The sequence below is a fragment of the Thiomicrolovo sp. ZZH C-3 genome (assembly GCF_054862725.1).
Genome location: NZ_JBTKXX010000002.1, coordinates 266,930 through 292,800, shown reverse-complemented (window position 1 = coordinate 292,800; position 25,871 = coordinate 266,930). Strand labels below are relative to the sequence as shown.

Here is a 25,871-nt window from a genome sequence, read left to right as displayed (position 1 = left end):
GGATTTTGCAGCGATGTCAGACTTGACATCGACCGGAACCGCACCACCGTTGCTTGCAACGTCCGGAGCGACGACAGTGACGCCTTCAGCGACAGTAGCAGTCGTGCCGTACATCGCTTTGAGCGCGTCGTCAACAGTTTTAGCTGTCCAGACAGTCGGCTTGGATTTACGGAAATCTTCCGCACGGACGCTTGCCGGTACAGCAGCCAGGGCGCAAGCGCCAGCTGCGAGAGAGAGGAATGTTCTTCTTTGCATATGTTTATCCTTTGGTTGAGATTTATTTGCTCTGGCTGATCATGTAATCAACCACCGCCTTGAGTTTGTCGTCAGACAGGTCCGTGCCCCCCTTCGGAGGCATGCCCGCGTCGGTACCGTTGATAGCGCGTGCATAGACCTGGTCCATACCTTTGCCTACAACAGCGTCCCACGCTTTTTTGTCACCGACTACCGGAGCACCCATGCCCGCAGCACCGTGGCACACGGCACAGCTGGATTCATAGGTGTTTTTCGCTTCGAGGTCTACGCCTGCAGTGTTTTCAACTTCCGGCAGGTCACGTACCTGGGAGAGCGGCGGGAGGAAATCTTTCTGCTCGATAGAGATCGGGACAACTTTCGCCGTCTCTTTCTGGCAGTTGCTCATACAGCGCTCGTCTGCTGAAGCGATCTTTTGCGCACCGAAGTTTGCCGGGTCCGCAAAATAGGCACGGACATTCTCGAGGCCGTTTGCACCGTCGATGACCGGTTCGAAGCCGTCTTTGTTCGGCATAACGATCTTCGCGAATTTCTCCTGGTCGAGGACGTATTCGTAATCAACTTCTTCGCCGTCGATCTCCATCTCGTTGAGGTTCAGGATATAGGCAACGAGTCCGTAGACTTCATCATCAGTCAGTGTACGTGTATCCGGGTGCGGCATACCTTCCATGATGTACCACCACAGGGTGCTCGCTTCCGGCCAGTAGTTACCGAAGACACGGATCGGACCTTCTGCATCAGGTGTAGTACGCTGGTGTTTGAGTGTCGCCATGTTGTCGTAAGCGTTGCCTTTGGAGAGCGCCGGATAACCGCCGCCGCCGGAACCGAAGTCACCGTGACACATAACACATTTCGCTTCGTAGACCGCTTCACCCTCTTCGGCAGTACCTTGGCCTTTCGGCGGCAGACGCCACGGTGTGACCGTCGTGTTCCATGCCTCGAGCTCGTTGGCTGTCGGTGTACGCCCGTAGGAGTATCCGCCGTTTTCCGCATCAGTGTTGACATAGTACGGACCGCTTTTGCCATTGACGGTTGCATAGTAGCGACCGCCGTCGATGACGCGCTTGCCGTTGGCGTATGTCAGGACATTGTCACCGTTGGATGCAGACGGTGCCGCGGCGTCGCCGCTTTCGACACAGCCCGTGGCGAGCATAGCGACCGCTGCCGCTGCGGAGGCGCCAAGAATAAATTTACGATCGAATTTGAACATTGTTTACCTTCCCTTCTGCAGTGACTTCCCAAGTGGCGATGCCGTTTCTGTGGTAGACGGACTCGACACCCATCACTGCGGTTTCTTCATCGATGGTCGGCTGGATGTAGCCTGCGTCGTCGCGTGCGCGGCTTGCGAGGATCAGCGGCTTGCCTTCGTATTTGTACATGAAGCTGAAGCGTGTCCAGGACTTCGGAAGGACGAGGCCTTTGAGGTTTGCTTCAACCCAGTTGTTTCCGCCGTCGAAGCTGATGTCGACGCCTTCGATCGTACCCATACCGCTCCATGCGAGACCTTCAATCTCGACAAGGTCGCCTGCTTTGAGGTCGGTCCACGGTTTTTCCGGACACGGTGAAGTGATGATGGAGTTGACTTCGTTCGCATAGAAGTGCTGGATCGCTTTGCCGGACGGCTTGAGTGCCGTATATTTCGCTGTTTCTTCTTTCGCGTAGAACGGTTCAGCAGCGAATTCGAGGCGTCCGAGCCATTTGACACAGAGGTTACCTTCCCATCCCGGGAGGAGGAGACGGACAGGGTAGCCCTGCTCCGGGCGAAGCGCTTCGCCGTTCTGGCCCCAGACGATCATCGCATCGTCGAGTACTTTGTCAACCGGTACGGTACGGCCCATGTGTGAGCTGTCGATACCTTCTGCGAGCATCCATTTTGCACTCGGCTTGAGGCCGAGGTCTTTGAGGATGTCTTTGAGGTAGACGCCGGTCCATTCGGCGTTACTCATCATCCCTTTGGCGAACTGGATGGAGTTGAACTGCGGTCCACGCCATTCCGGGCCGCCGTTTGCCGGACACTCGACGAAGTGGACGCGGCTGACGTTCGGGTAGCGCTTGAGCTGATCAAGGGTGAGTACCAGCGGCTTTTCGACAAGACCGTGGATCATCAGGCGCCACTCGCTCGGGTTGATGGTCGGGATACCACCGTGGCAGCGGCTGAAGAAGAGGCCGTTCGGCGTCATGATACCGCTGAGGTCCTGGATCGGACACATGGCGATGGATGCCTGCCAGTTTCCTGAGGAAAGGAGTTTCGCGTTGCGGCGGGTGATGTTGTGCTCGTACGGTGAAGGCATACCGTAGCGGTTTTTTGTGACCGGGTAGCCGATCTTGTGACCCCAGTCCGGTGTATTCATAATGACCGGGTCATCTTCAGCCATCGCACGTGTACCGGAGAGCATTCCGGCACCGGCGATTGCCGTGGCTGAGAGTGCGGCGGTTTTTTTGAAGAAGTCTCTTCTTTCGGCCGACACGTTTTCAGCATCGTGTTGAGAATGTTCGTTTCTCATTCTTCCTCCCTTTTATATTAATAACTTTGCTAATTACTATTTCGATAGTCATAAGACCAAAACAGCACATCAACCTCCGCAACTTTTCGTTATTCGGCTGTTGATGTGCTGTCTTTACAGGTGCTGAACCCAATATCACGATCTTATCAAACGTAAGTATACAATACGAAACGTCTATAAAGAGTGAATACGAAACTGCAGCGCCGGATATCGTTACCAAAAGAAACAAAAATGGCGTAAATTGTATGACTTAAAAATATTATTATTACAAATAAATAAAATTTAAATAAGCTTAGCTTAATACCCACCGTTTTTGATATTAATATGAAAAAATTAAAAATCGTTAAGATTACACACGATTGTCAATAATTCCCAGAAGCACGTAGGCCCCGCCGTCACGATCATAATAAAAGGGAATAGTACACCCCTGATGTTCAATGTCCCGCACGTCAGCGTCGTCACTATAGATTGAGGGCTTGTATTTCTGCGCTTTGCTCGGCAGGTTGAGCAAGATGGTGTCGAGATAGAGCTTGAAACGTTTCGCCTCTTCGGGGTTGGTCTCAGCTATTGTCAGGAGAAGCGCTTTGAGCTGTTCGGTAAAACGCGGGGCGGCCACCACTTTCATGACCGCTGCTCCGCGAGCCATGCGTCAATCTCTTCAATGGTTTCATGGTAGACCGTCACGGTATCGGGCGAGGTACGGTACTCCTCAAGGCTGCAGCGGACACCGCATCGGAAGGCATCGTAGCGTGCATCCAGTACCCAGGCCTTGTCGGCGGGAAGGGATTGTTTCAATGTATCGGCGTAGGTGTCATCCACGAGCAAAAGCACGGTTTGCATTGCGACTCCTTTTGTGTGATTGTAACACGGGGGAGTTGAATTACCTGCTTTACCGTTTCCGCTTCAGTGCTGCTTGCTGGACCGCTTCGCAACGCTCAGGCTTTCGTCATACCAATCGGTGTTCTATGGCGTTACCTTGGCAGGGGAAGGGGAAGCGCACCGGTCCGAGGTTGGTAAGTAACTACCTCATAGTGATAGGGGAGAGCAGGACGACAACGGTTGAGACAGCAGGAAGTGATTGTATGGGGTGGGGGTCCGCTCCCATCACGGAGAATGGAAGCGGGAAGAATGCTTTAGCGTGTTGAGTCGCTCTTGACTATTCTAAATCAAAAGCGGCTTCGGATGCCCAATCCGCGAGGACTTTTTTATCTTCTTCAGTCAGTTTGGCCTCTGCGTGCATGATCAGATAACTTGGAAGCGGCATTTTGCTCTTGACCGCTTTGGGGATCTTGTCAAGATACTTTGCCTTCTTCTCATCATCATAGCTAGCCCATGTCGAGAAGTTCATATGTTCTCTACCCTCTTTGACATGCATCTTGGTAAACCATGAAACCGGTGCAACCGAGCTATACCATGGATAAGTGGTATGGTTCGAGTGACAGTCAAAACAGGAACGTTTGAGGATGGCAAGAACCTCTTCAGGTGCTTCCAGTTCGTCTTCAGCCTTCGTCGGCACCTCGGCGGGAACATTCATCGGAATGAATTGAATCCCTACTACAACCAGCAATACAATGATCAATACCTTTTTCATGCCAATCATTATAAGTTATTATTCTTCGCTTTTTCTAAATTTTTGAAAGTATTCGTTTGTTTCAATTGGAATGCATGCTTCCCGGGGTGCGTGGGAATATATTTTCGTTGAATTTGATGTGGAAAACTGCACGCGACAGCAGCTGTGCGTGCAGAAAAAATGGTTGGGGAAAAATCTATTTTTTGTCGATCTTTCCCTTGGCGTTTTGCAGCGCACCTTCCAGGGCCGTTTTGGCCGAACGCCAGGCAGAGATGCCCACCCGTTTGGCTTCGGCGGCGGTTTTGGAGTTGAGGACCTGGGAGCGCGACAGCGCCTGGCTGAGCTGGCTGCGCATCAGGTCGACCGTCTCCTTGGAGACCTCGACAAGCTCCTCGAGGTCGTAGCGGATCTCTTTGGCGAGTTTGTCGAGCAGGGTGCGGCTTTCGCTGCTGCACTGCAGCGCTTCGTCCTGCAGAACCTGGGTGAAGAGGAGGTCGGTCCGCAGGAGCTCTGTCTCCATCGATGCCGTCAGCTTGAGCTCCTCGGGCATATAGAGGAGCTGTTTCTTCAGGCGGCGGATGGCCTTGATGAGCCCGCTGCGCACACCCCGAAGGGTCCCGAGCAGGATCGCCTCGGCCTGGTTCGGCGTCGCTTCGCCCACTTCAACGGCACTGTGGAGAATGCTGCCGATGACCAGGCGGATACGCCCGGTCTCGAGGGGGCCTTCCCCCAGCGTTTCATAGGTGATCTCTTTGCAGATCTCCTCGATCGTCTCTTCGATGTCGTGATTCTTCTCGAGGGTGGTGATGATCGCAGACTCCACCACCTCCTCGAGCATATCGAAGAGGTCGATAGACTGGAGCTTGACCTGGTGCAGCTTCGCCTGGGTGTCGCCGGGGGCGTTGCTCAGGATCCCCTCGAGGGTATTGAAGATCTGATGCTTCTCATCCTGGATCCGCTCGCTCTTGCGCTCGATCTGCCGTTCGATACGCTCCCGCTGTACAAGCAGGGTTTCCAGCTCCTCCTGGAGAGCGGCCGTCTGTTCGGCCAGGATCGTGTTGACAACAAGCCGGATCTCCGGGAGGGTCAGGTCGGTCTCGTTCAGGCCGAATTCGCTTCCCAGGTAGCCGATGAGGTCGACGATACGGGCGTCGAGCTCCATCGGTTCTTGGTTCTTATAATGATTGCGGATATCGCGCTGCAGTTGTTCCAGGTCCAGCATCGGAGCCTCCTATAAAACCATTTTGACGTGTTGGTGCGCCTTGAGCGCATCATAGATGAACTGGCGGTCCTCTTCGTTATGCACAAGCAGCTCCAGATTCAGGCTGATGTATTTGCCGGTGCGGCTCGTATTGGAGTGGGCGATCTTGTGCTCACGCTCCAGGATGACCTCGCGGATGGCGTTCTCGAGTTTTTCACGCTCTTCGCCGACCACCTTGTAGCACCAGCTGCAGGGGTATTCCAGTTCAAGCTTCTGATCAAGTTCGTTGATATTCACCACTTTTGCCTCCTCGTTTCGTTTCGAGTTGTACGTCGGAGATGACCATCCCCTTGTCAATGGCCTTGACCATGTCGTAGATGGTCAGCAGGCCGATGCTGACACCGGTCAGGGCTTCCATCTCCACCCCGGTCTGCCCCGTCAGTTTGGCCGTGACGCTCAGGCGGAAGCCCGGCAGTTCCGGCAGCTCCTCCACGTCGCAGTTGATCCCGCTGAGGTTGAGGGGGTGGCACATCGGGATGAGGTCCGAGGTTTTCTTGGTCCCCATGATCGCGGCGATCACGGCCGTCTGAAGGACAGGCCCCTTTTTGGTGCGCTCTTCGACAATAGCACTGTAGGCTTCGGGGCTCATCGTGATTGTTCCGCTGGCGACGGCCACACGTTCGGTGGGCGCTTTGGCGGAGACGTCGACCATCTTCGGCCGGTCTTTTTCATCCAGATGGGTCAGCTGCATATATTGTATCCCGTTTTTAACGCTATCTTATAGTAAAGCCGTTTAGAAGGAACTTGATGGCGAAAAGTAGAGTATAGGCATTTTGTTGTTCAATAATTAACCATACTTCTGGATTAATTGTGGATAATTTATTCTATGATTTGAATGTGCAACAGGGATACGCCTTTTGCCGACGAAGTTTTCAAAGCCTAACATTGAATCTTTGGGCACTATAGCCGCCTACTATAGGTAAGCCCCATGATTGATGTATCATACAACAACGTTTCTCCTCTTCCGCCGCCCTATGGCGGCACCTTTTCTCCGAAAATGCCTACTGTTTATCCAGCATCTTCAATGCCGTTTCATATTCGTGGGGATGGTTGAGATTGCTGAAAAGCCCTTCATCGTCAAAATCGACATAACGGACACGGCTCTCTGAGAGCATCCTGCCCAGTTTATGATCGCCGGAGGCGGCCATCGCCTCGAACCGCTCGAGCAGGCTGCGGTGGTAGATGCCGCAGAGCGGGTGCGTGCCCCCCTCGGTTCTGGCGATGACGGCATCAAGCTCCCCGCGGTCGTGCTCAAGCAGCGCACGGATGACGGCGGTATCGACGAAGGGGGTATCGACGCTGAGCGCGAAAAAACGCTCCGCTTCCAGGTGCCGGAATGCCGTGACAAAGCCCGCAGTCGGCGCGGAATCTGTTATCGACGGATCGTCAGGGAGGTAGGGGAGCCCTTCGGGATAACCTTCGGTCGTTTTGACGGAGAGGAAGGTCGCGTTGAAGAGGGGAGAGAGGCGGGCGTACTGGTACTCGGTGAGGGTGGCGAAACCGTCAAAGGGGAGCAGGGCCTTGTTGCGGCCCATCCGTGAGCTCTTCCCGCCGGCAAAGATGACGCAGGGGAGGGAAAAGGTGTTTTCAGGCATGGTGGCGCTCCTTTGGTGAACCGTGCCGCCCGTCAATCCCGGCCGCAGTCGGTGACGGCGAAGCGGTCGATACTGATGTCGCGGCCGACGAGCATGACGCGGACATGGCGGTTATGTACCAGCTGCTGCAACAGCGACGGCTCATCGGGGATGTGAAAAACGAATACCGGGAGACTGCCCAGCTGTTTTTGGGTATTCTCCCCGTAGATCGGCTTGTCGACGCTGCCGTAGTTCAGCGCGATGCCCGAGATATTGAACGAGGCAAAGAGCAGCTTGTAGGCACTGACGACGATGGAAGCGAACGGGTTGCCATCAGACAGCGGGAAGGTACCGAGGAGGGTTTTGAAACCGGCGTCGGTGTACAGGGCCAGGCGCAGCGGATTGGAGCCTTCGATATAGAGGCGGTCGTGTACGTTGCCGTTGACAGCGATGGTCTCGAGCCGGCGGATCGCTTTTTGCGTCGCTTCGACGCTCAGGTGATCGAGGTTCTTGAAGTCGAGCCAGAAGGCGTGCCCTTCGCCCAGTTCCCGGAAGAGGACCTCAAGGGTGAAGAGGCCACCCTCTTTTTCCGTATAGATCGGCTTGCCGTCCGGGCCTTTGCGGGGGTGGCCGTGGCCGATGATGAAGCGGTCTGTAGCCTCGTCGTAGCTGAAGTCGACCTCGACGCCGTGTGCCCCCGCTTCGAAGGCACGGAGGAAGGCCGTCAGGGAGTTGCGTTCTTCTTTGGTGTTATAGAGGCCGCGGGAAGACCAGACCTTATGGCAGCTGTCGTAGACGCCGTCGTACTGTTTTTCTGCCAGCTGACGGTCGGCGAAATAGACCGCCGCGTTCCAGGCGAGCGCGATGACGAGAACCGTGCCGAGCGTGATCGCCTTCCAGGACATGGTGTGACCTAGTCGATCGTTGCCGGGTCGGTGATGTAGCCGGTGATGGCCGAGGCGGCAGCAACGGCGGAGTTGGCCAGGTAGACCTTGGAAGAGCGTGAGCCCATCCGGCCGACGAAGTTGCGGTTGGTGGTGGAGATGGCGACTTCTTCGTCACCGAGGATCCCCATGTAGCCGCCCAGGCAGGCGCCGCAGGTCGGGTTGGAAACGACGCCGCCGGCATCGACGATGATGTCGATGTAGCCCAGTTTCGTCGCTTCGCGCAGGATGCGCTGCGTCCCCGGGGTGACGATGAGGCGGACGTCCTCGTGCACCTTTTTGCCTTCCAGGATCTTCGCGGCGATGCGCAGGTCGCTGAGGCGGCCGTTGGTACAGCTGCCGATAAAGGCCTGGTCGACCTTGATATGGTCGCTGACGGCCTCGCTCAGGCTGTGGCCGTTGGACGGCAGGAAGGGGTAGGCGATGACCGGTTCGAGCTTGTCCACGTCGATCTCGAGCACCTGGACGTAGGTCGCATCCGGGTCGGAGTGGTGGATCTTCGCCGGGCGTGCCAGTGTTTTGTCGGCCAGGAAGGCCTCGGTGATCTCGTCGACGGCGACGATCCCACTCTTGGCGCCCGCTTCGATCGCCATGTTACACATGCTGAAACGGTCGTCCATGCTGAGGTGCGCGATGGTGTCGCCGGTGAACTCGAGGGTACGGTAAAGCGCACCGTCGACCCCGATCATACGGATGACTTCGAGGATGATGTCCTTGCCGGTCGTGAAGGGGCCCGGTTTCCCGGAGAGCACGACTTTGATGCTCTCGGGGACTTTGAACCAGTTGCCCCCCGTGACCATGGCGAAGGCGAGGTCGGTGGAGCCCATCCCGGTGGAGAAAGCACCCAGGGCACCGTGGGTACAGGTGTGGCTGTCGGCGCCGATGATGACGTCACCGGGGACGACGAGGCCCTTTTCCGGCAGCAGCGCGTGCTCGATCCCCATATCTTTCTCGTCGAAGAAGTGCTTCATCTTGTGCTTCTTGGCGAAGTCGCGGCTGATACGCGCCTGGTTGGCCGAAGCGATATCCTTGGCGGGGATGAAGTGGTCCAGGACGATGGAGAAACCGTCCGGGTTCGCCAGTTCGGTGGCACCCGCGTCCTCGAACGCCTTGATGGAAATCGGCGTCGTAATGTCGTTACCGATGACCATATCGATCGGCACCCGAACGATCTCGCCCGCGTAGACGGTTTTGCCGGCGTGCTCGGAGAAGATTTTTTCGGTGATAGTCTGACCCATAATTGTTTGCCTTGTCCGGCGGAGAAATGGTTTCCGCGCAAAAAATAGTGCCGCGATTATACCATTTTTCCCCCTTCGGGCCCTGACGCCATTTTTTTAGGCAGCGGTAACATTTCGCTGTTGTTTGCTGTGTTATACTGCCTTACACTTAAACCGGGAGGTTCCCATGGAAGCATATCTGGATCCGGAGACGTACGGTCCCTACTTGGAGCTGGCCCTTGGCTATGCGCTGCAGTTCCTGGGCGCGCTGCTCATTTTCCTGATCGGGAAGCGGGTCGCAAAGGCGCTGGGCAACGTGACGAACAGGGCGATGCGCAAGTACGATGTCGACGAGACGCTGACGAAGTTTGTGTCGAGCAGCGTCTATTTCGTGCTGCTGGTCGTCGTCATCATGGCGGCGCTCGGACAGGTGGGGATCGAGACGACCTCGTTCATGGCGGTCCTCGGTGCCGCCGGTCTCGCCGTCGGCCTGGCACTGAAAGATACCCTGGCCAACGTCGGTGCCGCCGTGATTATCCTGATCTTCCGCCCCTTCAAGGTCGGCGACTTTGTCGAGGCCGGCGGTGCGACGGGAACGGTGGAGAGCATCAGCCTCTTTACGACGACCATCAGCCCGGTGGACAACCGCACCATCATCGTGCCCAACGCCGCGATCACCGCCGGGAACATCGTTAATTTTTCCAACAAGGCGCAGCGGCGTATCGATCATATCATCGGCATCGGCTACAATGACGACCTGAAAAAGGCCAAGGAGGTGCTCTACGGGGTGATCCACGATGACCCCCGTACCCTGGCCGACCCCGCACCGCTGGTCGCGGTGAGCGAACTGGGCGACAGCAGCGTTAACTTTACCGTCCGGGCCTGGGTCAAGTCCGAAGCGTACTGGGATGCCTACTTCGGCATGCTCGAGTCGATCAAGCTCGCGCTGGATGCCAACGGCATCAGCATCCCCTATCCGCAGATGGATGTCCATCTTGATCCTACCGATAACGAGGAGCCCAAGGCATGAAACGTTTTCTGACCCCGATCCTGGCCGCTTCGGCCCTTTTTGCCGCCGAGACGGCACCGAAGCCCAACCCCCTTGTCACGCACACGGAACTCAGCTACGTGCAGACCCAGGGGAATACCGACACGACCGCTTTCTCGCTGGATTTCAACGGGAAAAAGAGCTGGGGGGCGCACAGCCTGAAACTCCACGCGGATGCGCTTTACGGTACGGAGAACAGCCAGGAGAACAAGAACAAGATTTTCGGCGAGCTCAACTATGACTGGAAGTTCGCCAAGCATGTCGCGCTGAACTATGTGGCCGGCTACAAGGATGACAAGTTCTCCGGTTTCGCCTATCAGTTCTACACCGGCCCCGGTGCGAAGGTGATCGTGCTGGAGGAAAAACCCTACGCCCTGGAGTTCCAGGGGAACGTGCTTTACAGCATCGACCAGGGGATGAACAAGTACTACGACGTCAACGGGACGGAGGTCCCTTACCCCTACCCGGACGGCACAGGCGGCCTGACCAAAGTCGACGGCACCTATAACGACTACTGGGGTTACATGCTCAAAGGGGCGTTCAGCTGGATCATCATTGAAGGGTTCAAATTCATCGAAGAGGCGAGCTACCGCAGCGGCTTCGACAATGACCAGAATTACTTCGTCGCGTCCAAAACGGCGCTTGAGAGCAAGATCAACAGCACCTTCTCGATGGGGATCAGCTACAAGGTCGATTACACCAACCTCCCTCCGGCAGGCAACGAACGTACCGATACGACCTTCATGACTTCATTGATTATCGACTACTAGTCCACTATAATGCCGTCTGATTTTTCAGACGGAGCCTCTCTTTGTTACGTACGCTTTTTCTCCTGCTCATTTCCATTCAGCTTTTTGCCATTGTGGCGATCAAACCCCGTGAGGTCGGTGAGAAACCGGGCCTTTCCGGCGAACTCTCCGGCGCCTTCGAGACGAAGCGCGGCAATACGGAGAAAGATAACTACTCCGGGAGCCTTCAGCTGCAGTACGACAGCAATGCGAGCTATGTGGTCTGGGGGGTCGTGCGCGGCGAATACGGCGAGGCGAGCGGGGTGAGGGATACGAACAACCTCTTTGCCCACCTGCGCTATATCGAAAACATCGTCGGCGCCGATATCGCAGCGGAAGGGTTTGCGCAGATGGAGAAGGATGAGTTCAAGTCGATCGAGGAGCGGGCCCTCGCCGGCGGGGGCGTGCGATGGAAGGTCCTGAACAAGAAGCGCGGCGAGTGGGGCGGGCTCTTCATCGGAGTGGGTGCCTATGCCGAATATATCGGCTATTCGACGACCATCGACCCGCTGGAGCGCAACCTCCGCTTTAACAGCTACCTCGCCTACAGCCTGCCGCTGCCGGATGACGCCCTGTTCGCGGCGGTCGCCTATTACCAGCCGAAGGTCGACAAGAGCAACGATTACTACATCGCGACTTCCGCCCGCATCGAGTTACGGATCTACAAGCAGCTCTATCTCGGACTCCGGGTCGGCTACAACCACGACTCGGAACCGGCTGTCGGGATCAAGCAGGACGATTTTTCCCAGCGGACCCTCTTTACCTTCAAGTTCTAGCCGCGCCGCAGCGCGAGCAGGGCGAGCGCCGATGCGACCGCCGCGGTGAGGAAGAGGGATGACGGGGCGTACTCATAGACATACCCCGATCCCACGGCCCCGATAAATCCCCCCAGCCCGTAACTGATCCCGAAGAAGAACTGCTGTGCGAGTTTTTTTTCGGTGAAGAGGGTGTAGAGGTAGCTGATGGCCGCGGTGTGAAAGAGGGCGAAACTGATGGCGTGCATGCTCTGCGCCGCAAACAGCAGCGGCAGATTTTCGGGGAACTGCCAGACGATCAGCCAGCGGATGACGGTCACGCCGGCGGCAAACTCCAGCAGGCGGTGCAGGTTGCGGCGCAGCAGGGGGCCCTGGAAGTAGAAGAGGAGGATCTCCGCGATCACGCCGAAACTCCAGAGGTAGATGGTCATATCGAGGCTCACGCCGTGGGCGGTCTCGTAGATGGTGAAGAAGTTGTAAAAGGGGCCGAAACTGATCTGCATCAGCAGAAAGCCCAGCCAGAGGCCGGGGTGGGTCAGCAGCGTAAACCCGCCGCTGTCGGCTGCCGCAGGCGCTTCTGACTGTTTTTTCGCATCATGCCTGGCGATGCTGTACCCGAACAGCGCCGTCAGCAGCGTCGTCCCCATCAGGAAAAAGAGTGCCGTCTGGGGTGCGTCCAGCACCTTGACCAGTGCGAGGGCCACGAGGATGAAGCCGACCGAACCGTAGAGCCGCACCTTACCGTACCGCTCCTTGCCGATCAGTTCCAGTACGATCACCTCGATATAGGGGAGGATAAGGCTGAGCCCTATTCCCAGGGTGATGTTAGCGGCCAGCAGCGCCCAGAAGTGGGGCAGGGCCGGGAAAAAAGCGGCGGCCGCGGCGAGCATGAGGAGCAGGGCGGCGTTGAAGACCGTCCGGTCGAGCCGGAGGCCGCGCATAAAGGCGAAGGGGACGGCGAAGCGCACCAGCGGCGCACTGGCGAAGATGATGCCGATCTCGGAGGGGGCGTAGCCGACCATCTCGAGCACTTTGGGCATAAAGATGACGTAGACGCCGATAATGGCAAAGTAGAAAAAGTAAAACGCGGAGACGAGCAGGGTCATTCAGGCACGGATCACGGCGGTGCCGCTGAGCAGGTCGTGCAATGCCCTGCCGTCGCGGCGAAACAGGCCGGTAAAGAAGCCGACCAGGGTGAAAGCGGAGAGAAAGTAGCCGACGAAACGCAGGAGCAGGCGGCCCCAGGAGGCCGTCCGGAAGGTCTGCGCGTCGACGACGCGGATCTGCATCATCTTTTTGCCCGGCGTCTGCCCGCTTTTATGCCAGAAAAGCACGAACGTGACGGCATAGAGCAGCATCTGCGTGACCGAGGCGTAGGGGTTGGGGGCGTGCTGCTTCGCTTCGGCGGGGTTCATGAGGACGTCCGTCCCTCCCGCGCTGTTCATCATCTGGTCGTGCCCGAAGGCGACCATAATGATGAGGGTGATGGGGATGCCGATCATGAAGATGTCCGTCATAAAGGCCATGGCCCGCGACCTGAAATCGGCATAGGTCACCGTCGGACCGCTTTTTGGCTTGGGTTTCGGTTTGGTGTGTTTGATCTCTCGCCATCGCATGGCGCTATTATAGCGCAAGGGGCGGCAGCCAAAGGCGAAGTAAAACTATTTGTTATACTTAAACATAACATAAAAGATTTGTATTATAGTTGCATATTTACGGCTAGTTTACCTCTTCTGCCCTATACTTCCACCGTCTCAACGACAAACAGTAGCAGTCATTGAGTTTCATTTATACACTCCTTATATACCTATGAAGCGCATCCCGGTTTCCCCCCTCCTTTTACCGGGATGTTTTTAAGCCACACTTTTACATTTCACACTGCATGGCCTGGGAGACCAGGACCTTTGCAACTTCATGCTTGCCGTCGACGATATGGCCGACATGCAGTGCTTCAAGCCCTTTTTTCTCCTCAAGCGTCACGATTTTCACGACAAGGTTCGCCTGCGGATTGATGGCAAGGACCGTTTCGCAGATGAGGCTTTTCTTCTCCGGGTTGTCCAGGGTGACGATGACGGCGGATGCGTTCTCGGTGTGCAGGGCCTCCGCAATGGCCGGCTTGGAGAGGTCACCGAGGTAGATGGCTTCCCCGCAGTCCAGCCCCTCTTTGACATGTTTGAGGGAGTTGTCGATAATGACATAATCCATCCCCAGTGTTTTGAGCTCGGCCGCGACGAATTTCCCGACCGTACTGTAACCGCAGACGATAATATGGTCGCGGTGTTCCGCCACGGGGGCGAGGTTGTCGTGGAGCCCTTTTTGCTGAAACCGTTTGAGGACGAAGGGGTGGATTTTCGGCAGGTAAAAGGGGGTCAGCACGAGGGAGACGACGACCATCATGATGAGGTACTGCTCCAGGGCCGGGTCGAGCAGGCCGTCGGAGGCCGCGAGGGCGAAGATGGCGAAGGAGAACTCGCCGAGCTGGGAGAGCGACAGCGCGGTTTTCAAGGCGACGGGCGTCGGGCTGCTCAGGCGGATCAGTGCGAAGATGATGAGGCTTTTGAGCAGCATCACCGCCGCGAGGATACCGAGGATATTGACGAGGTGGTCGGCGAAAAAAGCGAGGTCTATTTTCATCCCGACGGTAACGAAGAAGACGCCAAGCAGGAGGTCTTTGAACGAGGCGATATCCGCCTCGACCTTGTGGTGGTACTTGGTTTCGGCGATGATGACCCCGGCGAGGAAAGCGCCCAGCGAGTAGGTGAAGCCCATGGCGTCGGCCAGCAAAGAAGCCCCGACGGCGATGACGAGGACCGAGCCGAGGAAGAGCTCCTCGATCCCGCTGTCGGCGGCGAAGTGCAGCAGCCAGGTCATCAACGGCCGGCCGACGGTAAAGAGGATGAGCAGAATCAGCACGGCGCTTTCGGCGGTGTGCAGCAGCGTGCTCTGCCAGTCGCCCCCGTCGCTGGCGAGGAAGCCGATGAGCAGCAGGATCGGGATGACGGCGATATCCTGAAAGATGAGGATCCCCATGGCGCGCTGCCCGTAGGGGAGATGGATCTCCTTGGAGCTTTTGAGGTAGCTGAGCACGACGGCGGTGGAGGAGAGCGCGAAAGCGCTGGCGATGATGATGGATGAGGTGAGGCCGATGCCGACAAGCGCATAGGCGAAGCCAAAGACGGTGACCGCCGTGACAAGCACCTGAAGCAGACCGTTGACGAAGACGATCTGTTTCAGGGCCCCCAGCCGGGGCAGGGAGAGCTCCAGGCCGATCGTGAACATCAAGAAGACGATCCCGAATTCCGCCATCTGCTCCAAAGTGTGCGAATCGTTGTAGTGGCGCAGGTCAAACGCGTAGACGATGATCGTACCGGTCAGAATGTAGCCGATCACCTGGGAGACGCCGATCTTCTTGAGCAGGATGTTCATGACGACGGAGATGGCGAGGGCCGTAACGGCGTAGATCAGGGGTTGGTCCATAAAGGTTTCTTTTTTCGGATAAGTATAGCAGGTCTTTCTCATACAGCGATAAGCCGCCGCCCGATATAATTGCGAAAAAATAAAGCTTCAAACGGGGTCTGCGATGACGAAATATATCTTTGTAACGGGCGGGGTACTGAGTTCCCTCGGAAAAGGGATCACGGCCGCTTCCATCGGCGCGTTGCTGAAGCATGCCGGCAAAAAGGTCGGGATGCTCAAAATCGACCCCTACATCAACGTCGACCCGGGGACGATGAGCCCCCTGGAACACGGGGAGGTCTTCGTCACAAAAGACGGCGCGGAGACCGACCTAGACATCGGGAACTACGAGCGTTTCCTCGACACGGCGTTCCTGAAAACCAGTAACTTCACGACCGGACAGGTCTACAGCTCCGTCATCGAGCGCGAACGCGCCGGGGGGTACCTGGGACAGACCATCCAGGTCATCCCGCACATCGTCGGCGAGATTGTCGACCGGATCAAAAAGGCGGGCGAGGGGCATGACATCCTCGTCGTCGAGCTCGGCGGGACCGTCGGGGACATCGAGGGACAGCCGTTCATGGAGGCCGTCCGCCAGATGAAACACGACGAGGAGGTCGCCGGTACCTTCTTCATCCACGTTACCCTGATCCCCTACATCAAAGCGGCCGGAGAGCATAAAAGCAAACCGACCCAGCACTCGGTCCAGGAGCTGCGCCGTATCGGTATCACGCCGCAGATGATCATCGCCCGCAGCGAACATGCCCTGCCGAAAACCTTCAAGAAGAAGCTTGCCTTCTCCTGTGACGTTCCCCAGGACAGCGTCATCGAAGCCCTGGACGCGCCGAGCATTTACGCGGTGCCCATCAGCTTCATGCACCAGAACATCCTGCCTCCGATCGCCAAGGCGCTGGAACTGGGCGACCTGAACCCGGACATGGAGCAGTGGGATGCGCTTGTGAAGAAGATCGTCTCCCCGCAGGAGCGCATCAGCATCGGCTTCGTCGGCAAATACCTGGAACTCAAAGAGTCCTACAAGTCTCTGATCGAGGCCCTGATCCATTCGGGAGCCCACCTGGATACGAAAGTCGACTTCTGCTGGGTCGACAGCGAGGAGATCGAGGAGCGCGGCGCAGAAGCGCTGCTGCAGGACTGCGACGCCGTCCTTGTTGCCGGCGGCTTCGGTTCACGCGGGGTTGAAGGAAAGATCCAGGCGATCCACTACGCCCGTACGAACAAGGTGCCTTATCTCGGTATCTGTCTGGGGATGCAGCTGACCCTCGTCGAGTATGCCCGCAACGTTCTGGGCTACGAGGACGCCAACTCCATCGAATTCAACGAAGAGACGGCGCACCCGATGATCTACCTGATCGACAACTTCATCAACCAGAGCGGCGAGACCGAACTGCGTACCCACAAGTCGCCGATGGGCGGGACCCTGCGCCTGGGCGAATACCCCTGTGACACGAAAGAGGGCTCGCTGCTGCGTGAAGCCTATAACGGCGAAAAGACGATCTTCGAGCGCCACCGCCACCGCTACGAGGCGAACCCGACCTACCGCAAAGAGCTCGAGAACGCGGGCATGGTCGTCACCGGCGAATCCAACGGCCTGATCGAAGCCGTCGAGATCCCGGCGCACCCGTGGTTCCTCGGTGTCCAGTTCCACCCGGAGTTCACGTCGCGCCTGCAGACGCCGAACCCCTCCATTCTCGCCTTCGTCAAGGCGGCACTGGCCCATGCCAAAGGCGCCTGACGCCCCGCTGCTGGACAAGCGTGCCCTCGAGGCACTGCTGCGTTCGCGCTTTGCTTCCGGCTTTGCCAAACTCTCCGATATCCCCGACCCTGCAGGTCTGACCGACGCCACAAAGGCCGCCAAACGGATCGCCGATGCCATCCGCAAAGGCGAACGCATCGCCCTGGTGGGGGATTACGACGTTGACGGGGTGACCGCAACAGCGATCACGACCCTCTTTTTCCGTCAGATCCCCTACCCGCTCGAGGTGACGATTCCCAACCGTTTTACGGACGGTTACGGGGTCTCCGAACGCGTCCTCGAACGCATCGACGCCGACGTCGTCTTTACGGTCGACAACGGCATCAACGCCTTCGCGGCAGCCGAGGTGTGCAAGGCGCGCGGCATCGACCTGATCATCACCGACCACCATACGCCTTCGGAGAAATTGCCCGACGCCTACGCCGTTGTCGACCCCAAGCGTGCTGACGACCACTACGCCTTCCCGGAGATCTGCGGTGCACAGGTGGCGTGGCTGCTGATGGCGCTGATCAAAAAAGAGCTGGGACTCTCCATCGATATGGGGCAGTTCCTCGAACTCCTTGCCCTGGCAGTCATCGCCGACGTCATGCCGCTTAAGGGCATCAACCGCGCAATCGTGCAGGCGGGGCTGGCCCAGATGGAGCGCTCCTCCCGCCCGATGTCCGTCATCGTCCGCGAAGCATTGGGGAAAACGAAACTTGGTGCCGAAGATATCGGCTTTCAGATCGCACCGCGTATCAATGCCGCGGGCCGTCTGGAAGATGCTTCTTTGGCCCTGGAACTGCTGATCGCACCGGATGAACAGACGGCGTTCCGGCAGTTTGAACTCCTGACACAGCTCAACGTCATGCGCAAGGCCATCGAGGCGGAAGCGACGGAGGAGGCCATCGCCCTGGTGCGGCCCGACGACCGGGTGATCGTCGTCGCCCATGAGGGGTGGCATGAGGGGGTCGTGGGCATCGTCGCCGCACGGCTGGTGCAGCGTTTTGAGAAGCCGGCCATCGTGCTGAGCATCGAAGCGGGACGGGCCAAGGGGAGCGCGCGTTCGCTCGGCAACGTCAGCATTTATGATCTGATCGCCTCGCAGGAGGGGCTGCTCGAGAAGTTCGGCGGCCACAAGATGGCGGCGGGCCTCTCCCTGCGCGCCGAGGATGTCGACGCTTTCCGCGAGGGGATCAACGCTGAAGCGGCCACGCTCGATCCGGAAGATTTCCTGCCGGTCGAGGAGATCGTCGGACAGCTCGATACGGGCAGCGTGGATTTCGAACTGCTGGAGATCCTGGAGCGCTACGAGCCCTACGGCGAGGGCAACCCCCGCCCCCGTTTCCTGGCACGGGATGCCGAGGTCGTGGGGATCCGCTACCTCGGCAGCGACGGGGACCACTCCAAGGTGAGCCTGCGTCTCTTCAGGCATGAGCGCGAGACCTTCGACCTGATGGCCTTCCGGCGCAAGCTGGAGCGCCCCGAGAGCGGCCGCCTTACCTGCAGCTACACCCTGGCCCGCAACGAATGGGGCGGCCGGGTCTCCATCCAGATGATGCTCGAACGCCTCTACGGCTAGGCATCGGCCGTTTGCACGGCGCTTTCTTCTTACACGTTTTTCAGAGGTTTTTTACGGGAGTGGAGTGCGGATGCCGCGCGGCGTCAGGCCGCTTTGAGCATGAGGGTTTTGAGCCCCTCTTCGGTGAGGAGTTCGGCGTCGTACTTGATGATGATGAGGCTTTCGGTCTCGTTGACGTAGAAGTCGGAGATCCCTTCCATCCCTTTGAGTGACGGCACTTTTGCCTTGTCGTAGGATTCGAAATCGAGGAAAACGGTTGCGCGAAGCCCCGGGTTGCGCATGCCGAGGATCCAGAGGAACCAGAGCACCGACGCCCCCATGACGAAGAGGGCGACCCCCTCTTTGGAGTAGTGCTGGTAGAGCGCCCCGCCCAGGGCACCGCCGATAAAGATGCCGATGTAGGCGAAGGTGTTGGCGACGCCCAGCGCCGCCCCCTTCTGGTGCACCTTGGCGAACTTGCTGACGAAGCTCTGGAGCAGCGGCTCGAACATGTTGAAGCCGATAAAGAAGAAGACGGCACCGACGGCGAAGGCCCAGAAAGAGGTTGTGAAGCCCATCAGCGCGAAGGCGACGATAATGAAGCCGATGGAGATGAGGAAGATCTGCTTGCCCTTGGCGTATTTTTCACCGAAGACGGCCGCCGGCCCCATCGCGAGGATCCCGAAAACGACGGCGGGGAGGTAGACTTTCCAGAACTCCATCGTGCTCATTTCAAACTGCTGTTTCATGATGATCGGAATGAGGAAGAAGGCGATCGCCATCGTCGAGCTGTGGAAGAGGAAGGTGATGTACATGCGCACCAGTTCCTTGTCCTTGAACACGTGCTTGATCTGCGCCTCGTCCTCACTGTAGTGGTGGACGATCTGCGGCGGTTCCGGTACGGCGGTAAAGAGGATGACGAGGGCCGTGACGGAGAGGATCGCTGTCAGCCAGAAGAGGGTGGAGACGGACCAGACACCGGCGACGAGCGGCCCGATGATCATGGAAGCGGCGAAACTCATCGCGATGACCATCCCCATGACGGCCATGGCGTGGGCGCGTTCGTCTTCACGGACCTGGTCGGCGATCATTGCGGTGACGACGGAGCCGATGGCGCCCGCACCCTGCAGGAAACGGCCGAAAAGGAGCCAGTAGACGTTGTCCGCCAGGGCGGCGATCACGGAACCTGCGGCAAAGATGAGCAGACCGACGAGGATCGTCTTTTTACGGCCGAGTTTGTCGCTCATCGCCCCGAAGGGGACCTGCAAGAAGGCCTGGGTCAGGGCGTAGCCCCCCAGGGCGACCCCGGCGAGGAAGGGCGTACCGCCCGGCAGTTCCAGGGCATATTGCGACAGCACGGAGAGGACGATAAAGAGCCCGAAAAAGCGCAGGCCGATGATCATACTCAGGGGAAGGGTTTTCTTCATGATGGTTTTCATCAAGCATCCTTGGACGGAAAAAATCCCAGTATTATAAGAAGAAATACTTAGGGCGTGTGTTTACTTTGGGGACAACAGGGGGGTTTATTGTTCGTTTAAGCTGGTGCTTCATCCCCGCGTATTTTGCGAAGCCACTCCCCCATCTTCTGCTCATAGCCGATCGGCTTGAAGTCGACGAAGTGCAGGGGTTCGGTGAGGTACTCCTGCGGTACCCAGCCGCCGTAGTCGTGGGGGTAGAGGTAGTGTTCGTTGAACTGTTTGATTGTCGGCGGGGGATCAAGCAGGACGCCGTTCCTGATCGCCTGCTGGGCGGCGTTGATCGCGTTGTAGGCGCTGTTGGATTTGGGGGAGGCGCAGAGGTAGATGACGGCCTGGGCGAGGATGATCCGCGCTTCGGGATAGCCGATCTGCTTGACGGAGGTCATGGCGGAGGTGCAGAGCGTCAGCGCCTGGGGGTTGGCGTTGCCGACGTCTTCGCTGGCCAGGATAACGAGACGGCGGGCGATGAACTCGGGCGGTTCGCCCCCTTCGATGAGGCGCGCGAGGTAGTAGACGGCGGCGTCGGGGTCGGAGCCTCGGATCGACTTGATCAGGGCCGAGGCGAGGTCATAATGCTCCGTCGCTTCGGCGCTGCCCCGGCTCTGGGCTGCCGGGCGCAGGCTCTGCAACAGGTCACGGTCGACATCGCTGCGGATCGCCAGGGCGAACTCCAGCAGTTTCAGCATCGCCCGGGCGTCACCGCCGCTGGTGCGGATCAGGTAGTCGCGGGCATCCTCCTCGATGGTGCATCCCGACTGTGCCACCGCCTTCTCCAGGATCGTCGCCATCGCGGTTTCGTCCACGGGTTTGAGCTCAAACAGCATGGAGCGCGAGCGCATCGCCGCCGTCAGCGAAAAGTAGGGGTTTTCCGTCGATGCACCGATGACTAACACGCTGTTAGTCTCCATAACAGGCAGCAGAACCTCCTGCTGGTTCTTGGCCAGGCGGTGCACCTCGTCGATAAAGAGCAGCGGTCTTGTCAGCGCGTTTTTGTACTGGTCGAAGATCTTGCGCAGCTGTTCGATCTTCAGCGAGGTCGCGTTGAATTCGTAAAAGGGAAGGTCCATTACCTTGGCGATGATGCGGGCGATAGAGGTCTTCCCCGTGCCGGGGGGACCGTAGAAGAAGGTGTGGCCCAGTGCGTTTTTTTCGCAGAGGGTCCGCAGCGGTGCGTCCGGCGCGCTCAGGTGCGGCTGCCCCAGCAGGGCGTCGAAGGAGTCGGGGCGGAGCAGCGCGGTGAAATCCATCCCTAGCCGGCGATGATCTTGATCATGACTTCGCGCGCTTCGCGCGGCCCGTCGAACTCGGCGAAGAGTACCCCCTGCCATTCGCCCAGCAGCGGGCGGCCGCCGACGACGGGGATAGTCACGCTGACCCCCGTACGTGCCGACTTGATATGGGCCGCGGCATTGCCGCCGCCGTGGGCGTAACGGACGTTGTCCGGCGCGATCCGCGCGAGCGATCCCAGCAGGTCGCGCTGCAGCCGCGGGTCGACGTTCTCGGAGAGCAGAATACCTGTCGTCGTGTGCGGGGTAAAGATGACACAGATGCCCTCTTTGACCCCCGAAGTGATGACGGCTTCCCTGACGTCGTCGGTGATGTCGGTGATCTCCGTTTTGCTTTTGGTGGTGAGTGTCAATGTTTTCACTGTTTCTTCTCCTCTTCTTTGATGAAGTCGCGCAGGCTGGCATACTCGCTGCGCGAAAGGAAGCGGGTTTTCCCTGTCGGCAGGTTGTTGAGTTCGATCCCGCCGTAGGCCAGTCGCTTCAGGTCGGCGACTTCGGCGCCGAAGTGGGCGAAGAAGCGGCGGATCTCGCGGTTTTTCCCCTCGCCGATGGCGATCTTGAGGATGGAGTAGTCGTGGCGGTTCTTCTGGACCTGGTAGGCGTAGAAAGGCGCGAAGGTCATCGCCTCGATATCGTTTTTGGCGTGCGCACCTGCCGAGGCGTCGTCAAGGTGCATCCCTTCCCGCATCGCCTCCTCCATCGCTTCGGTCACGGGCCCTTTGATCTTGACCTTGTAGACCCGCTCCAGCGCGGAGTGCATCAGCACGGAAGCGACACGGGGGCTGTCGGTCAGCAGCAGCAGCCCTTCGGTGGCGTAGTCAAGCCGCCCGACGGGGATAAAGTGCTTGTACGGTTTCTCCAGGGTGTCGTAGATGGTACGGCGCCCCTGGGGGTCTTTTTTGGTGACGAGTTCGCCGCGGGGTTTGTTGTAGACGATGACGGTCATCTTCTCGACGGTACTGACTTTTTTCCCGCTGATGTAGACCTCGTCGCTCTTTTCGTCGACCTGGGTGGCGGGGTTGGTGACGACCTCGCCGTTGATGCGGACATACCCGTCCTGGATGGCGCGGTCGGCCTCGCGGCGCGAATAGGTGGAGTGGTGGGAGATGAATTTGTTGAGACGCGTCATGCGATCCCCTTTTCAACGAGGTCGTGCAGGTGGAGCACGCCGTGGATATGGCCGGCCGTATCGGTGACGATAAGCAGCTGGATCTTTTTCTCTTCCATCAGTACCAGCGCATCGCTGGCGAGCATTTCGCTCTCTCTGACGGTCCGCGGTTCGGGGGTGGCATAGGTTTTCGCCGGGGCATTGATGTCAAAGCCGGGCTTCATCAGGGCGCGGCGGAGGTCCCCGTCGGTCAGCAGGCCGTGGAGTGTGCCGTCGCTGCCGGTCAGCAGCACGGCGCCCAGCCGCCCCTCGCTCATGGTGACGATGGCCTCTTTGAGCGGGGTGTTCTCGTCGGTGACGGGCAGCTGCTCCTTGCGCATGACGTCCGCGACCTTGACGAAGAGCTTCCGGCCGAGGCTGCCGCCGGGGTGGAAGGAGGCGAAATCCTCCTTCTGGAAGTCCCGCGCTTTCATCAGGCAGACGGCCAGGGCGTCGCCGACGGCCAGGGTCAGGGTCGTCGAGCTCGTCGGGGCGACGCCGAGGGGGCAGGCTTCGCGTTCGACGCGGATAGGCACGAGGACGTCGCTGTAGCGCCCCAGCGTCGATTCGGCGCTGCGCGTCAGGCCGATGAGCGGAATGTCGAACCGTTTGATGTGCGGCAGGATGGAGCTGAGCTCCTCGCTTTCGCCGCTGTAGCTGATCGCAAGGACGGCATCCTCCTTGCCGATCATGCCCAGGTCGCCGTGCAGGGCTTCGGTGGGGTGGAGGAAGAAGCTCGGGGTTCCCGTCGAGGCCATGGTGGCGGCGATTTTGGCGCCGATCAGGCCCGATTTTCCCACCCCCGTCACGATCAGTTTGCCGCGGGTTTCGAGGATGAGGTTGACGGCGAGGTTGATGCTCTCGTCGAGGGCGTCCGAGGCCATCTGAAGGGTCTCGGCCTCGATGACAAGCACCTCGCGTGCTACGGGAATATAGTTTTGTTTCATAGGTAAGATTATAACTGAAATGTCGTTAAGGCTGGGATGATGTGGCAGGCGCTAGTGGCGCGCCTTGCGGATGGTGGCCAGGACGACCTTGGCGAGGCCGAGGGCCTTGGAACGGTGGGAGATGCGCTTCTTGATCTCGCCGTCCAGTTCGCCCAGGGTCTGCTCGTAACCCTGGGGGATGAACATCGGGTCGTACCCGAAGCCGCCGTCGCCGCGGGGGGTGTCGATGACCTTCCCGTGCATCCAGCCGTGGACGGTGTACTCGCCTTCGCGGCAGACGATGCTGATGGCGGCGGTGTAGAAGGCGGGGGACTCCGTGAGTCCCTTGGCCTTGAGGGCGTCGACGAGCTTGTTGAGGTTGTCTTTGTCCGTCGCGCCTTTGCCGGCGTAGCGGGCGCTGTAGATACCCGGGGCGTTGTCCAGGGCTGCGACGCTGATGCCGCTGTCGTCGGAGAGGACGATGGCGTCGGGGTCGTTCAGGGCGTCATAGACGGTGCGCGCCTTGATCATCGCGTTGGCGGCGAAGGTGTCGCCGTCCTCGACGATCTCGCCGAGGTCGATGAGGTCGCTGAAAGCGACGACGTCGAAGCTGTCGCAGAGCTGGGCGATCTCCCGGATCTTGCCTTTGTTGGAGGTGGCGAGTACGAGCTGCATCTTCTCTCCCATCATTACAGCCGGTCGAGCCGGATCACCCGGACGACGGTTCCGGCTTCGAGCGGGCCGTCGCTCTCATCAGTGATCATCAGTGCGGCGTTGCCGAGCATGTTGGTCAGTACCGCGGAGGAGGCCGTTTTCTTCTCTTCGAAATCCACGAGGTAGCGCCCTTCGCTCAGGCGGAGGTTGCAGGTCGTGAATTCGCTCTTGTTCGAGCGCTTGTTGAAGGGCTCGGCCAGGGTCGCTTCGACGATGGCGTGGCCGGGGTCGCGTCCGAGCATCTTTCGGATCAGCGGCAGCGCGTAGAGGATAAAGGTGACCGTGGACGAGTAGGCGAAGCCCGGCAGGGCCAGGATGAACTGGCTGCCGCGCTGGGCGACCATGACATGCTGCCCCGGTTTGATTCGGACCCCTTTGTAGATCACGGTCGCTCCCAGCGCGGGGACGACGTCTTTGACGAAGTCGTAGTCACCGACACTGACGCCGCCGGTGCTGACGACGATGTCGCTGCAGGCAAGGGCGTTCTCAAAGGCGGCCGTGATGCTGTCGCGGTCATCTTCGGCGGTGCCGAGCTGGACGACCTCGGCGCCGGCGCTTTGGGCCAGGGCGGCAAGGGTGTAGTTGTTGGAACTGCGGATCTGCGAATCGGTGCGTTCGCGTTCACCCAGGTCGAGGATTTCGCTGCCGGTGGAGAGGACGCCGACGCGGGGGCGGCGGGCGACGGGGATCATCACGCGGTTCAGTCCCGCCATCACCCCGATCTCGGCATAACCGATGGCCGTACCGGCGGGGATGAGGATCTCGCCTTTGAAGTAGCTCTCGCCGACGGGACGGACGCTGAAGCCTTCGCGGACGGGGGTGTCGATGCGGATGGCACCGTTGTCGACCGTGACGTTTTCGATGGGGATCAGGGTGTCGGCACCCTCGGGCATTTTGGCGCCCGTGAACGTTTTGACGGCCATGCCGCTGCGGACGGCTTCGCGGTCGTCACTTCCCGCGGGGTTGTCGCTGCGGGCCAGGGCGATCGTCCCTTGACTCTGGTCGGCGGCCACGATGGCGTAGCCGTCCATGGAAGCCGTCGGGTGGCGGGGGTAGTCCTCGTCGGCGACGATATGCTCGGCGAGGATGCGGCCCAGCGCATCGGGTAGGGCGACCTTCTCGACGCGGACGCGGCCGGTGTCGAGGGAGAGCAGGCGGTCGACGGATTCGGTATAGGAGAGGAAACTCATGACTCACCCCCGGCCAGCAGCCCGCTGCCTTTGATCGCCGTGGAGCGGTCGTCGGCGTAGACGCGTTCACCGTTTACGAGGTCGTATTTCCAGATAGGGGCGCTGGCTTTGAAATCCTCCACGAACGCCTCGATCATCTCCAGGGCCACGCGGCGTTTGGGGGAGAAGACGGCGGCAATGTAGGAGGATTCGTGCAGGAGAACGTCGCCGCGGCTGTGGGCCATCTTCACGACGGCGCCCCGTTCGGCGGCTTTTTCCTGCCAGGCATCGAACCAGCTGCCCAGGATCGGTTCGTAGATGTCGAAGCTCAGCCCCTCGATGCCGTTCTCGTCGCGAACGGTCCCGACAAAGGGGATGTAGGCGCCGTAGTTGCTCTGCGCCTCCTCTTCGTACCAGCGTGTCAGCAGTGCGGGCACGTCGAGTGCCCCGTCAAAGAGTTCCAGCACG

The 25,871-nt window shown here is 59.0% G+C and carries 27 protein-coding genes and 1 pseudogene; 5 read left to right on the top strand and 23 right to left on the bottom strand.

All coding sequences use genetic code 11. The features are described 5' to 3' along the window. The 12 genes and pseudogenes from ACXWTF_RS09900 to ACXWTF_RS09845 form a co-directional block, all read right to left on the bottom strand. Window positions 1-255, bottom strand: a pseudogene (locus ACXWTF_RS09900) (thiosulfate oxidation carrier protein SoxY); the annotation flags it as partial. A 22-nt stretch (window positions 256-277) separates the two neighbouring features. After that, entirely contained in the window at window positions 278-1,462 is a 1,185-nt protein-coding gene (locus tag ACXWTF_RS09895) for a c-type cytochrome (RefSeq protein WP_461714831.1), read from the bottom strand. Then, window positions 1,443-2,756, bottom strand: a complete 1,314-nt coding sequence (gene soxC / locus ACXWTF_RS09890; RefSeq protein ID WP_461714830.1) for a sulfite dehydrogenase — start codon at window positions 2,754-2,756, stop codon at window positions 1,443-1,445. The genes ACXWTF_RS09895 and soxC overlap by 20 nt, the downstream gene beginning before the upstream one ends. A gap of 349 nt (window positions 2,757-3,105) precedes the next feature. Beyond that, the gene (locus ACXWTF_RS09885) at window positions 3,106-3,381 is read right to left on the bottom strand and encodes a type II toxin-antitoxin system RelE/ParE family toxin (protein WP_461714829.1); all 276 of its coding nucleotides are present in this window, start codon (window positions 3,379-3,381) and stop codon (window positions 3,106-3,108) included. Next, window positions 3,378-3,596: a hypothetical protein gene (locus ACXWTF_RS09880; RefSeq protein WP_461714828.1), complete on the bottom strand. Its 219-nt coding sequence runs from the start codon at window positions 3,594-3,596 to the stop codon at window positions 3,378-3,380. Before ACXWTF_RS09880 ends, ACXWTF_RS09885 begins: the two co-directional genes overlap by 4 nt. A gap of 316 nt (window positions 3,597-3,912) precedes the next feature. Next, window positions 3,913-4,347 (bottom strand): heme-binding domain-containing protein, encoded by a 435-nt coding sequence (locus ACXWTF_RS09875; RefSeq protein ID WP_461714827.1) that lies wholly within the window; start codon window positions 4,345-4,347, stop codon window positions 3,913-3,915. Between the two features lie 175 nt (window positions 4,348-4,522). Then, window positions 4,523-5,548: a DUF6781 family protein gene (locus ACXWTF_RS09870; protein WP_461714826.1), complete on the bottom strand. Its 1,026-nt coding sequence runs from the start codon at window positions 5,546-5,548 to the stop codon at window positions 4,523-4,525. Between the two features lie 9 nt (window positions 5,549-5,557). Beyond that, window positions 5,558-5,827, bottom strand: a complete 270-nt coding sequence (locus tag ACXWTF_RS09865; protein WP_461714825.1) for an HP0495 family protein — start codon at window positions 5,825-5,827, stop codon at window positions 5,558-5,560. After that, complete coding sequence (moaC, locus tag ACXWTF_RS09860; RefSeq protein ID WP_461714824.1) at window positions 5,805-6,278, bottom strand: cyclic pyranopterin monophosphate synthase MoaC; 474 nt, start codon at window positions 6,276-6,278, stop codon at window positions 5,805-5,807. Before moaC ends, ACXWTF_RS09865 begins: the two co-directional genes overlap by 23 nt. 310 nt (window positions 6,279-6,588) lie before the next feature. After that, window positions 6,589-7,182: a molybdenum cofactor guanylyltransferase MobA gene (mobA, locus tag ACXWTF_RS09855; protein WP_461714823.1), complete on the bottom strand. Its 594-nt coding sequence runs from the start codon at window positions 7,180-7,182 to the stop codon at window positions 6,589-6,591. A gap of 32 nt (window positions 7,183-7,214) precedes the next feature. After that, complete coding sequence (locus ACXWTF_RS09850) at window positions 7,215-8,066, bottom strand: PI-PLC domain-containing protein (RefSeq protein WP_461714822.1); 852 nt, start codon at window positions 8,064-8,066, stop codon at window positions 7,215-7,217. A gap of 8 nt (window positions 8,067-8,074) precedes the next feature. After that, a complete protein-coding gene (locus ACXWTF_RS09845; protein WP_345970085.1) occupies window positions 8,075-9,343 on the bottom strand; it encodes a 3-isopropylmalate dehydratase large subunit in 1,269 nt (422 codons plus the stop codon). A gap of 166 nt (window positions 9,344-9,509) precedes the next feature. Between ACXWTF_RS09845 and ACXWTF_RS09840 the strand changes: the two genes are divergently transcribed. Genes ACXWTF_RS09840 through ACXWTF_RS09830 form a run of 3 tightly spaced genes read left to right on the top strand, consistent with a single transcriptional unit; the run spans window position 9,510 to window position 11,934 of the window. Continuing rightward, window positions 9,510-10,352, top strand: a complete 843-nt coding sequence (locus ACXWTF_RS09840; protein WP_461714821.1) for a mechanosensitive ion channel family protein — start codon at window positions 9,510-9,512, stop codon at window positions 10,350-10,352. After that, entirely contained in the window at window positions 10,349-11,140 is a 792-nt protein-coding gene (locus ACXWTF_RS09835) for a DUF481 domain-containing protein (protein WP_461714820.1), read from the top strand. The genes ACXWTF_RS09840 and ACXWTF_RS09835 overlap by 4 nt, the downstream gene beginning before the upstream one ends. Before the next feature lie 41 nt (window positions 11,141-11,181). Further along, window positions 11,182-11,934 carry a DUF481 domain-containing protein gene (locus ACXWTF_RS09830; RefSeq protein ID WP_461714819.1) on the top strand — a complete coding sequence of 251 codons (753 nt, stop codon included), beginning with the start codon at window positions 11,182-11,184 and terminating at the stop codon, window positions 11,932-11,934. Here ACXWTF_RS09830 and ACXWTF_RS09825 read toward each other — a convergent pair. From ACXWTF_RS09825 to ACXWTF_RS09815, 3 genes are all read right to left on the bottom strand, one after another. Beyond that, on the bottom strand, window positions 11,931-13,019 hold the full coding sequence (locus ACXWTF_RS09825; protein WP_461714818.1) for an MFS transporter: 1,089 nt from the start codon (window positions 13,017-13,019) through the stop codon (window positions 11,931-11,933). The two genes, ACXWTF_RS09830 and ACXWTF_RS09825, sit on opposite strands and share 4 nt — an antisense overlap. Further along, window positions 13,020-13,529, bottom strand: coding sequence for an RDD family protein (locus ACXWTF_RS09820; RefSeq protein WP_461714817.1), 510 nt, complete (start codon window positions 13,527-13,529; stop codon window positions 13,020-13,022). Window positions 13,530-13,779: 250 nt separating this feature from the next. Then, entirely contained in the window at window positions 13,780-15,390 is a 1,611-nt protein-coding gene (locus ACXWTF_RS09815; protein WP_461714816.1) for a cation:proton antiporter, read from the bottom strand. Between the two features lie 103 nt (window positions 15,391-15,493). Between ACXWTF_RS09815 and ACXWTF_RS09810 the strand changes: the two genes are divergently transcribed. After that, complete coding sequence (locus ACXWTF_RS09810) at window positions 15,494-17,122, top strand: CTP synthase (RefSeq protein WP_461714815.1); 1,629 nt, start codon at window positions 15,494-15,496, stop codon at window positions 17,120-17,122. Then, window positions 17,106-18,704, top strand: coding sequence for a single-stranded-DNA-specific exonuclease RecJ (gene recJ, locus ACXWTF_RS09805; protein ID WP_461714814.1), 1,599 nt, complete (start codon window positions 17,106-17,108; stop codon window positions 18,702-18,704). Before ACXWTF_RS09810 ends, recJ begins: the two co-directional genes overlap by 17 nt. A gap of 83 nt (window positions 18,705-18,787) precedes the next feature. On the opposite strand, the gene ACXWTF_RS09800 is transcribed toward recJ, so the two are convergent. From ACXWTF_RS09800 to ACXWTF_RS09765, 8 genes are all read right to left on the bottom strand, one after another. Further along, a complete protein-coding gene (locus tag ACXWTF_RS09800; RefSeq protein ID WP_461714813.1) occupies window positions 18,788-20,122 on the bottom strand; it encodes an MFS transporter in 1,335 nt (444 codons plus the stop codon). Between the two features lie 95 nt (window positions 20,123-20,217). Beyond that, on the bottom strand, window positions 20,218-21,408 hold the full coding sequence (locus ACXWTF_RS09795; protein ID WP_461714812.1) for a replication-associated recombination protein A: 1,191 nt from the start codon (window positions 21,406-21,408) through the stop codon (window positions 20,218-20,220). Window positions 21,409-21,410: 2 nt separating this feature from the next. Further along, window positions 21,411-21,809 (bottom strand): secondary thiamine-phosphate synthase enzyme YjbQ, encoded by a 399-nt coding sequence (locus ACXWTF_RS09790; RefSeq protein WP_461714811.1) that lies wholly within the window; start codon window positions 21,807-21,809, stop codon window positions 21,411-21,413. Then, window positions 21,806-22,576 (bottom strand): pseudouridine synthase, encoded by a 771-nt coding sequence (locus ACXWTF_RS09785; RefSeq protein ID WP_461714810.1) that lies wholly within the window; start codon window positions 22,574-22,576, stop codon window positions 21,806-21,808. Before ACXWTF_RS09785 ends, ACXWTF_RS09790 begins: the two co-directional genes overlap by 4 nt. Beyond that, window positions 22,573-23,541, bottom strand: coding sequence for a KpsF/GutQ family sugar-phosphate isomerase (locus ACXWTF_RS09780; RefSeq protein ID WP_461714809.1), 969 nt, complete (start codon window positions 23,539-23,541; stop codon window positions 22,573-22,575). Before ACXWTF_RS09780 ends, ACXWTF_RS09785 begins: the two co-directional genes overlap by 4 nt. A 51-nt stretch (window positions 23,542-23,592) precedes the next feature. Then, window positions 23,593-24,195, bottom strand: coding sequence for an RdgB/HAM1 family non-canonical purine NTP pyrophosphatase (gene rdgB, locus ACXWTF_RS09775; RefSeq protein WP_461714808.1), 603 nt, complete (start codon window positions 24,193-24,195; stop codon window positions 23,593-23,595). A gap of 14 nt (window positions 24,196-24,209) precedes the next feature. Then, window positions 24,210-25,424: a molybdopterin molybdotransferase MoeA gene (locus tag ACXWTF_RS09770; RefSeq protein ID WP_461714807.1), complete on the bottom strand. Its 1,215-nt coding sequence runs from the start codon at window positions 25,422-25,424 to the stop codon at window positions 24,210-24,212. Further along, window positions 25,421-25,870, bottom strand: a complete 450-nt coding sequence (locus tag ACXWTF_RS09765; RefSeq protein WP_461714806.1) for a molybdopterin synthase catalytic subunit — start codon at window positions 25,868-25,870, stop codon at window positions 25,421-25,423. The genes ACXWTF_RS09770 and ACXWTF_RS09765 overlap by 4 nt, the downstream gene beginning before the upstream one ends. Window position 25,871 lies beyond the last annotated feature (1 nt).